The sequence below is a fragment of the Microbacterium sp. UBA3394 genome (assembly GCF_002358725.1).
Lineage (GTDB): Bacteria > Actinomycetota > Actinomycetes > Actinomycetales > Microbacteriaceae > Microbacterium > Microbacterium luteum.
In genome coordinates this window covers 26,173-36,314 of sequence record NZ_DEPK01000176.1, presented here as the reverse complement: position 1 = coordinate 36,314, position 10,142 = coordinate 26,173, and the positions used below count along the sequence as shown (strand labels likewise).

General features: G+C 67.2%; 3 protein-coding genes and 3 pseudogenes. 1 reads left to right on the top strand and 5 read right to left on the bottom strand.

Translation table 11 applies throughout. The features are described 5' to 3' along the window. Positions 1-22: 22 nt before the first annotated feature. Positions 23-235: pseudogene (locus B4E30_RS10560) on the bottom strand (IS110 family transposase); the annotation flags it as partial. A 277-nt stretch (positions 236-512) separates the two neighbouring features. Further along, positions 513-2,984, bottom strand: coding sequence for a phosphoketolase family protein (locus tag B4E30_RS10555; protein WP_094452546.1), 2,472 nt, complete (start codon positions 2,982-2,984; stop codon positions 513-515). Between the two features lie 666 nt (positions 2,985-3,650). Here B4E30_RS10555 and mobF point away from each other — a divergent pair. Further along, on the top strand, positions 3,651-7,190 hold the full coding sequence (gene mobF / locus B4E30_RS10550) for a MobF family relaxase (RefSeq protein WP_119076143.1): 3,540 nt from the start codon (positions 3,651-3,653) through the stop codon (positions 7,188-7,190). A 73-nt stretch (positions 7,191-7,263) separates the two neighbouring features. On the opposite strand, the pseudogene B4E30_RS10545 reads toward mobF, so the two are convergent. From B4E30_RS10545 to B4E30_RS10535, 3 genes and pseudogenes are all read right to left on the bottom strand, one after another. Further along, positions 7,264-7,728, bottom strand: a pseudogene (locus tag B4E30_RS10545) (bifunctional DNA primase/polymerase); the annotation flags it as partial. Further along, positions 7,725-8,842, bottom strand: a pseudogene (locus tag B4E30_RS10540) (ArdC-like ssDNA-binding domain-containing protein). The pseudogenes B4E30_RS10540 and B4E30_RS10545, both read right to left, overlap by 4 nt. A 241-nt stretch (positions 8,843-9,083) precedes the next feature. After that, the gene (locus tag B4E30_RS10535; RefSeq protein ID WP_119076141.1) at positions 9,084-9,911 is read right to left on the bottom strand and encodes a helix-turn-helix transcriptional regulator; all 828 of its coding nucleotides are present in this window, start codon (positions 9,909-9,911) and stop codon (positions 9,084-9,086) included. Between the last annotated feature and the right edge of the window lie 231 nt (positions 9,912-10,142).

Here is a 10,142-nt window from a genome sequence, read left to right as displayed (position 1 = left end):
CCATCACACCCGGGGCGCTTCAGATCGTCGCAGGCTGATCAACTACCAGCAGCACGAGCCCCTGCCGCGCGAGTTCGCCGAGTACGGCCCCGAGCCTGCGCTCGTCGTTGGGCAGCGCCTTGTCCAACAGCCGCTTGCCGGTCTTGTCGAGGGCGACCGCGTGGTGCTCTCCTTTGCCGACGTCGAGTCCGACGAACACCTCGACGTCTTCGTAGTTGTCGATGCTTGTGGCCACTGCTCCTCCGTTCGTGTCGTCGACGGCGTCCGCGACGGTGCGTCTCGGCATCCACGTTACGAACGGCCTCGAGCGCGCTCGGGTCCAGCCCCTATCAGCGATCACACACCGCCAACCAGGCCCGGTGACAACACCCCCCAGATCATCAAGGACAGGGGGCAGCAATCATGCCGGGCCCGGCAGGCCGTCACCGCCAAGCATGCTCACCAAGCGGCTCCGAAGAAAGTAACGGGGGCGCCGCATGTGGGTCGGCGCGGACGCCGGGGGGTGAGCTCCGCTACTCGTTGTCCCCGCCGGTGTCGGAGCCGGGCGCGCCCGAACCCTGGGTGTTGTCGCCGTCCTGCACGACCCACTGCGTCACCTCGGGGAGGTCCTGGCCGTGCTTGCGGGTGTGCTGGCGGGCGCGTACTCGGGAGTCGAGCATCTCTTGGCGCAGGGACGACTCCCGCTCGGCCAGACCCACCCGGTCGATGGCGTCGATGACCAGTCGATAGCGGTCCAGGTCGTTGAGCATCAGCATGTCGAACGGTGTGGTCGTGGTGCCCTTCTCCTTGAAGCCGCGCACGTGGATGTTGTGGTGGTTGGTGCGCCGGTAGGTCAGCTGGTGTACCAGTGACGGGTAGCCGTGGAACGCGAAGATTACTGGCCGGTCGGCGGTGAACAGGGCATCGAAGTCGCGGTGGCTCAGGCCGTGCGGGTGCTCCCGCTCGTCCTGCAGCCGCATGAGGTCCACCACGTTGACCACCCGCACCTTCAACTCCGGCAGCCGCTCGCGCAGCAGCCTGGCCGCGGCGATCGCTTCCATCGTGGGCACGTCGCCAGCGCACCCGAGCACGACATCAGGTTTGCTGCCCGGCTCCTCAGAGCCGGCCCAGTCCCAGATACCGATGCCGCGGGTACAGTGCAGCACGGCCTCATCCATCGTCAGCCATTGCGGCCCGGGCTGTTTGCCGGCGACCACGACGTTGACGTAGTTGCGGGTGCGCAGCACGTGGTCGAATGTCGACAGCAGCGTGTTGGCGTCCGGGGGCAGGTAGATGCGGGTGACGTCGGCGGTCTTGTTCATCACCACGTCGAGGAAGCCCGGGTCCTGATGGGAGAACCCGTTGTGGTCCTGACGCCACACGTGGGAAGACAAGAGATAGTTCAGCGAGGGCACTGGTACTCGCCAGGGTATGTCCCGGCTGGAGTCGAGCCACTTTGCGTGCTGGTTGAACATCGAGTCGATGATGTGGATGAATGCCTCGTAGCTGTTGAGCAGCCCGTGACGGCCCGTGAGCAGGTAGCCCTCCAGCCAGCCCTGTACCTGGTGCTCGGATAGAACCTCCATCACCCGGCCTGTGCGGGACAGGTCGACGTCGGTGTCGAGCAGTTCTGCTTGCCAGGCCTTGCCGCCCGCTTCCACCGCGGCGCCGAGCCGGTTGGAGTGGGTCTCGTCGGGTCCGAAGACCCGGAAGGTCTGCCGGTTCCGGTCCACGACGTCGGCCACCCAGCCACCAAGTACGCGTGTCGCTTCCACGGTGGCGCCACCCGGTACTGGGACGTCGACGCCGTAGTCACGGAAGTCCGGCAGATCCAGGTCGCGGGTGAGTAGACCACCGTTGGCGTGCGGGTTGGCGCTCATTCGCCGCGTGCCGACCGGGTTGTTCTGCGCGACGAGGTCCATGATCCGCCCCTCGGGACCGAAGAGCTCCTCCGGGCGGTAACTGTGCATCCAGCTCTCCAGCAGACGGGTGTACTCCTCGTTGCCGCGGACGGCAGACATTGGGACCTGGTGGCTGCGCCAGCTGTTTTCGACCGGCAGTCCGTCGACCTCCTGCGGCCCCGTCCAGCCCTTCGGAGTACGGAAGACGATCATCGGCCACCGCGCCCGCTCGGTGAGGCGTCCGTCGGCAGCGCGAGCGCGGATGTCGACGACCTCGTCAAGGACCTGGGCAAGTAAGCGGGCGAACCGCCGGTGCGTGTTGGTGATGTCCTCGTCGTCGAAGCCGCCCTCGAAGAAGTAGGGCTTGTGGCCGTACCCGACTAGCAGCGACTCCAACTCCTGGCGCGGAATTCGATCGAAGATGGTGGGATTTGCGATCTTGTAGCCGTTGAGGTGCAGGATCGGTAGGACCGTGCCGTCCACCTGCGGGTCGAGGAACTTGTTGCTGTGCCACGCCGTCGCCAGCGGCGCGGTCTCGGCCTCGCCGTCACCGATCACTGCCACCGCGATCAGGTCCGGGTTGTCGAATGCCGCGCCGTAGGCGTGAGACAGAACGTAGCCGAGTTCGCCGCCCTCGTGGATCGATCCGGGCGTCTCGGGTGCGACGTGGCTGGGGATGCCGCCCGGGAAGGAAAACTGTCTGCACAGCTCGTCGACACCGCGGGCATCCGTGCCGACGTGGGAGTAAACCTCCGAGTACGTGCCCTCCAGCCAGGAGGCGGCTACGAGGGACGGGCCGCCGTGACCGGGTCCACTCAGGTAGATCATGTCCAGGTTGCGCTGGATGATCTGGTGGTTGAGGTGGGCATACAGGAAATTCTGCCCCGGGGAGGTCCCCCAGTGCCCGAGCAGCCGGGGCTTGATGTCTTCTTCCGCCAGTGGACGCTTCAGCAGCGCGTTGCCCATCAGATAGATCTGTCCGACCGCGAGATAGTTCGCTGCCCGCCACCACGCATCGACGGCCGCGGCGTCGTCGGGTGCAAGCAGGTATTCGGTGGTCTTGTCCTCGGCAGCCCCTCCGGCCACCCGCGCGTCACGAGTCATACCTCCACCATGTCAGCCCGCGCCCGAAGAAGTCTTCGCACTTCGCCCAGACGTCACTGAAGGAACATCGTTTCGCCACAATCGAACGGCGACACCGCCCCAGGTGTTGGGGGATGACGAGGGCGATGTCACCCAGAAGCGATTTCGTAACTGACCCACAGGGATAAGAAGCCCGACAGCAGGAACACCATGTAGCCGATTGACATTTCACCTGAGGAGCGGCGCTGCAGCGTAGTGCGCAGTTGCAACAGTGAGCGAGTGCCATGACCACCCCCGAAGTAGCGCAGGGACGGCAGGAAGAGTGCGCAGGACGAGTCCTAATTGGAAGCCCTCGTGCCGTGGGCGCCCAGCCAGCAAGAACGAAAAAGGGCCCGCAGTCGCCGTCGAGACGTGAATCGAAATCTGGTCTCCCTGGACGTGACAGAGCGCACGCAGCTGACGACGAGCGCGGCGGCCGGCTTCTCAGCCGTGCGGATCTCGCCCTGCTTCCGTCGATGAGCGACGCAGTCTCCCTTGGCAGCGCACAGAAGAGGTCCTCGCTTCGCCCTGTCTCCGAGTCGCCACGCGTCTTGCAGATCGAGGTGTCAACCAAAGTTGACAGCGCGTTCGCGTGGTCAGCGTCCGCTCACCTGACCGTCGAAGGGCGGTGTCGTGGTGACGGTTTCGATGCGCGTGATGAGCGCGGGCGATGGCTACAAGTACCTGCTGCGCACGATCGCGGCCGCGGATGGGGATCGTGAGCTGTCGACGCCGTTGACGAGGTACTACGCGGAGGCAGGTACGCCACCGGGCCAGTGGCTCGGGTCCGGCGTCGCCTCACTCGGCAAGGGTCAGCTCGTCGTGGGTGATCGGGTGTCGGAGGCTCAGCTCCAGCTCTTGATGGGCATGGGCCGTGACCCGATCACCGGCGACCCCCTCGGGCACGCGTTCCCCGCTTACAAGTCGGTGCCGGAGCGGATCGAGGCCCGGATCGCCGACCTTGACCCGGACCTGAGTCCGGGCGCGAAGGGTGAGGCGGTCGCGCAGATTGAGGCGGAGGAGACCGAGCGCGGCAGGCGGCGGGCGGTGGCGGGGTTCGACTTCACCTTCTCGATCCCGAAGTCGGCCTCGGCGTTGTGGGCGGTCGCCGACGCCGGCACGCAGGCGCTGATTGGGGAGGCGCATCATCGGGCGGTTGCAGAGGTGGTTGCGTTCATGGAGCGGGAGGTTGCAGCCACCCGCTCGGGTGCAACCGCCGGGGACGGTGCCGTTGCGCAGGTCGATGTGACCGGGTTAGTGGCGACGGCGTTCGATCACTTCGACTCCCGCGCCGGCGACCCGCACCTGCACACCCACGTCGTGATCTCCAACAAGGTGCAGACCGCGTTCGACGGGAAGTGGCGGAGCTTGGATGGGCGGCCGGTGCACGCCGCCGTGGTTGCCCTGTCGGAGTTGCACGAGGCGGTGTTCGCCGATCACATGGCCCGCACCTTCGGCATCGAATGGGAGGCCCGAGACATGGGGCGCGACCGCAATCCGGCGTGGGCGATCAGCACAGTTCCGGAGGAGCTGGTCCAGGAGTTCTCGACCCGTGCCCGGCACATCGACGCCGAGAAGGACCGGCTGATCGCAGAGTACGTCGCCCGGCACGGCCGCCAACCGTCCACAGCCACGGTGATCAAGCTGCGCGCCCAAGCCACCCTCGCCACGCGCCCGGAGAAGGAAGTACGGTCGCTGGCCGACCTGACTGCCGAGTGGCGCACCCGCGCCACCGGGGTACTCGGCCAGGACGCCACCGGCTGGGCGCGCACGATTACCGACAACGACAAGGTGCTGCTGCTGCGCGCCGACGACGTACCGCTCGATGCCATCGGCGAACTCGGGCAGACCGTGGTCGAGGTGGTGGGTGAGAAGCGGTCCACCTGGCGGCGGTGGAACCTGATGGCCGAGGCGTCCCGGCAGACGATGGGCTGGCGATTCGCCACCATGCAAGACCGCGAGGCCGTCGTCGGCATGATCGCCGACGCCGCCGAGCAAGCCTCGCTGCGGTTGACCCCGCCCGACCTCGCCACCAGCCCGGCCGCGTTCCGGCGGGTGGACGGGACGAGCGTGTTCCGCCCGAAGCACTCGACCGTGTTCTCCTCCCAGTTGCTGCTCGGCGCCGAGGACCGACTGCTCGAACACGCCCGCACCATGACCGGACCGACTGTGCCGCTGGCGATGGTCGAGAAGTTCACCACGAAGCCTGATCGTGAGGGGCGAATGCTCGGTGAGGACCAGGCCGACGCGCTGATGAAGATCGCGGTCTCCGGTCGGGTTCTCGATGTGCTGGTGGGACCTGCCGGCGCCGGGAAGACGACGGCGATGTCCGCGCTGCGGCGGGCGTGGGAGAAGGAACACGGCAAGGGCTCAGTGGTTGGGCTCGCACCGTCCGCGGTGGCCGCGCAGGTGCTCGCCGACGACCTCGGGATCAGATGCGAGAACACGGCGAAGTGGTGGCAGAACCACCTCGTCCACGGCGAGGACTTTCGGGCGGGTCAGCTTGTGATCATCGACGAAGCCTCCCTCGCCGGAACCCTGTCCTTGGATCGGATCACCCACCTGGCCGAACGGGCCGGCGCGAAAGTGCTCCTGGTGGGCGACTTCGCCCAGCTCCAGTCCGTGGACGCTGGTGGCGCGTTCGGGCTCCTCGTCGGTGACCGTGACGATGCGCCCGAGCTCGTCGACGTACACCGCTTCACCAACGCCTGGGAGAAGACCGCCTCCCTGGCCCTGCGCCACGGACGTACGCAGGTGATCGACACCTACCTCGACCACGACCGCGTCCGCGACGGTGACGCCGAGGCGATGACCGATGCGGCCTACACCGCCTGGCGCGCAGACCGCGACCAGGGGTTGGTGTCGGTGCTGGTCGCTGAGACCCGCGACGACGTGACCGCCCTCAATCAGCGTGCTCGTGCGGACCTGATTCTCGACGGCACCCTGAAGCCGGGTCGGGAGGTCGAGTTGAACGACGGCGCCATCGCCGGGGTTGGGGACACGATCATCACCCGACGCAACGACCGCCGCCTACGCAACGAGAAGACTTGGGTGCGCAACGGCGATGCCTGGACCATCACCGGCGTTCGCGACGACGGGTCGGTCACGATCCGCCCCATTGGGCGCAGGTTCGGCGGCTCGATCGTCCTGCCTGCGTCGTATGTGTCCGACCACGTCGATCTGGGTTACGCGGTCACGGCGCACAGGGTGCAGGGCGTCACCGTCGACACCGCACACGTCCTGGTGGAACCGACGACCACGAGGGAGAACTTCTACGTCGCGATGACCCGCGGCAAGCACGCCAACCAGGCCTACGTGGTGCTGGACCGGCCTGACGACGCTCACGCCGAGCCGCATCCGGGCGACACCCCCGACGCCACTGGCCGGTCCGTCCTGTATGGCGTCCTGCAACACGTCGGGGCCGAGCTGTCCGCGCACGAGACCATCACCGCCGAACACGCACACTGGGGCTCGATCGCGCAGCTTGCTGCTGAGTACGAGACCATCGCCGCCGCAGCCCAGCACGACCGCTGGGCCACCCTCATCCGCGACTCGGGTCTCAGCGAGGAACAGGCCAACACGGTGATCGAGTCCGACGCCTTCGGGGCACTGACCGCGGAACTCCGCCGAGCAGAGGCCAACAACCACGACCTCGGCCGCTTGCTCCCTCGCCTCGTGGCCGCTCGCGGGTTCGATGATGCCGACGACATCGCCTCCGTCCTCCATTACCGCGTCGCGCGCTCCACCGCACGGCCAGCAGGATCGGGCCGTACCCGCAAGGCACCACGACTGATCGCAGGACTCATCCCACACGCTGGAGGATCGATGCCCGAGGACATGCGCCAAGCGCTCGATGAACGACGCGAGTTGATCGAGCAGCGGGCCGACGTTGTGCTCGGTATCGCCCTCGACGAGAAGGCCACTTGGACGAAGGCACTCGGTACGCCACCTGGTGATCCGCGCAAGGCATTGAGCTGGCGGCGCCACGCCCGCACTGTGGCTGCCTACCGGGACCGCTATGGCATCACCGATGACACACCACTGGGCACGGCGGACGCGACAACCGCACAGAAGATCGACGCTGCCCGAGCCCGCAGTGCACTTGAGCGAGCAGGCGACATCACCCGCGGGAGCAGTGCCCGCGCAGAGCGCAAGGTCATGCGCAGAGAACAGGGACGAGCGCTATAGCGCAACTCGGAGAGGACAGGGGCGCACCCGAAGGCGCTGATAGGCTCAAACTACGGTACCTGGGCCCTCCGGGGAGGATGTAGCCGCCATCACCACGGAAATCGATACCGGCGCGCGCGGCCTGCCACGACCGCTGTTCCCGATCTGGTGTGGCCGGGTAGTAGGCGTGCATCCCACCCGATGGCGTCGCCACGAGGAACTGCCACCCCGACACCAGCCCCGTCCGGTGGGCGCGCTCGAACGCCCGGTAGCCGTCGACGGGCCCGTGGACGTCGACATCGACCACCATCACGCCGGATGCCGCGCCGGTGGGCACGGCGAGGTTCGCGGTCGGGTGCTTCTGCCACCACGCCACGATCTGTTCGAGGTCGGTGGTGGCGTCGTGGAAGCCATGCTCAGTCAGCGGACGCTTCCCACCAGGCAGGCACGGGAACACTGGCACCCCGGCGACGGCCAGGTCCCGCGCCACGACCGAGACCGCCCACGAGCTGGTTGCGCGTATCAGCAGGCTGGCGACAGCATCCACCGAGGCCATCACAAAGCCCGCGACTGTGCCTTCGAGGATGCGGTGACCATTCCGGTCTCGGGCTCGGGCAGCGGCGTGACCCGGCGCGACACAGGGGTCTCGTGGGTCGGCTGCTTGCGCGAAGTCTCCTCGCGCTGTGGTGCCTCGCGGTCCAGGCCGGGCGGGGCGCCGTCGGTCACTTGTGCGGTGTCGAGCCGGTCCAGGATTCCCAGTGCCGTCTTGCGGACTCGCTCACCGGTGGCCTTGACGATCTCGCCGGGCTCTTTGCATCCACCCGCGCTGCCCACGTGGAGACGTACGGGATCGTGTAGCCGGAAGTGTCCATGCCGTGGGCGGCGCCGATCATCAGCGCGACCGATTCCGCCTCGACCTCCCCGATGCCGCGATGCTGACGCGCCTCGTCGTTGTCGGGACCGTGCAGCAGGACGTGGCCGAGTTCGTGGGCGAGCGTTTTCACCTGCGCGGCAGGGTCCATGTTCTCCCGGACCGCCACCGTCTTCGCGGTGTAATCGGTGACGCCGTTGGCGCCATGGATCATGCCCTCGTGCGGCACCCGGACCCCCTCAAACCCCTGAGCGCGCACGTGGTCGGCCAGCCCGTCCCAGAGACCGGTGGGGGCCTCGCCTTCCAGCAGTGTCGGCGCCGGAGGCTCCGGGAGCGGCTCGCCAGCAGTCTGGGAGGCGTCCCACACGTAGGCGGGGCGGACGGTGATCATCTTCGACCGGACCACCTCGCCCGGCCGGGGCCTCTCACCCTTGCCCAGGCGCCGCCACGACTCCGCATCAGCTGGGTTCGATGAGGCGAACCGGCCGGTGACCGGCGCGAGAATCTGGTACCCGGCCTGCCCCTTCTCGACCTGCCGGCCCAGGGTCTGCCACTCCCGGTACCCGGCCACATACGACGGCATCGGCTCCGGTACCCGGCCTGCTTCGTAGGCGCCCTGGTGCTGGACCCAGATCAGCAGTGTGTTCGAGAACGATCTGGCCCTGAACCGAGCCGCGAACGCGAGCGCCCGCGCCCAGTCGTCCCCGGAGACGAGCTGTTCGACCGCGCCGGTCAGCTTCTTGTGCAGCTCGTCGAGTTTCGCCTCCCGCGCCGCCTGGGTGTTCTCCCGTGTCGCGGCCATTCTCGCTGTCCCCTTCCCGATACCCTGAGCACCGGGCCAGTACTGGCTCGGTGACCCTCAGGTACGCCGGGACCACCAGGGGCGAGGAGACGGACAACGAAACGGGCGATGTGACCGTCAGGCGCGGCGGTGAACCCAACGAGTCCCTCCCGGACTACCAGCCCACAACCCAGATACGAGCCGGGATCGACCGATGATGCGGATCGGCGTATCGCAAATGCGAAGATGTGTATCGAAACGGTCAGACGTCGCCCTCATCCCGGCTGAGTTGCCGGTACCGCGTCGGGGTGACGCCGACGGCCTGGCGGAACAGTCGAGCGGCGTGACCCCGGCTGCGCCAGCCGACCTCACCCATCGCCACCTCGATGGGCAGGTTCGTCTCGCGCAGCAAGCGGGCCAGGAGTTCGGCACGCAGTGTCGTCAGGTACGTCATCGGGGTGGCGCCGTAGGCCTCGACGAAGACCCGACCGAGCTGCGACGGCGACAAGTGCACGGCACCGGCTAGTTCTCGCAGCGTCCATCTCAGAGTCGGCTGCTCGCGCAGGAGGTGGGCCGCAGCGCGGGCCTCGGAACGCAGGGGTGCGAACCGGCGATGGTGTGGCAGGCCGGGCCGGGTCGATTTCCGTTGTCTCGGCGTCCGTCGCATGGTAGTCGTTCTCACGTACGGCGTCACGATATCCAGCACGGCGAACAGCAGTGCTTGCAGCCGGTAGAACCGCTCTGGCGAGGGGCCGTCAATGCTCAGCGCCACAAGCTCATCGAGCCACGGCATCAGCATCCCGGCCTGGTCCTCGCCGAGCTGGAGTATCTGGGCTGGCTCGGAGTACAGCTTCTCGGCGAAGTCCTGCGCGTCCCATCGATCCGCTAACTGCGCGGCGTACTGCCAGAACACCTGATCGACCACGTAGTCATGGTCGAGGTAGAGAGTGGTTACCGTGATCGAGCACTCAGGTTCACTGCCGCACAGCGTGTTGGCACCGAGCATGACGACGTCGCCGATGGTCACCGGTTTCTCGCCGAACTCGCTCAATAAGATTGCTGAGCCGGCGCGTACGAAGATCAGTTTCACGCAGTCGTACGCCACCGGCGCGATGGGGTGGTGTATCGACCTCGTACGTGCGACGACCGGCGCGAACCGGTCGAGATCAGGTGTATCGGGGTCCCCATCTCGACTCACCAGTGGTCCGATTGATCCTCGCGGCCAGCGCTCCGAGTCATCCTTACGTCACACGGGTATGCGTCGTCCGGAAGCGTCGGCTACGGCGCTGAGCCTGGCGTCAGCAACAGGCCTTGACAGCGC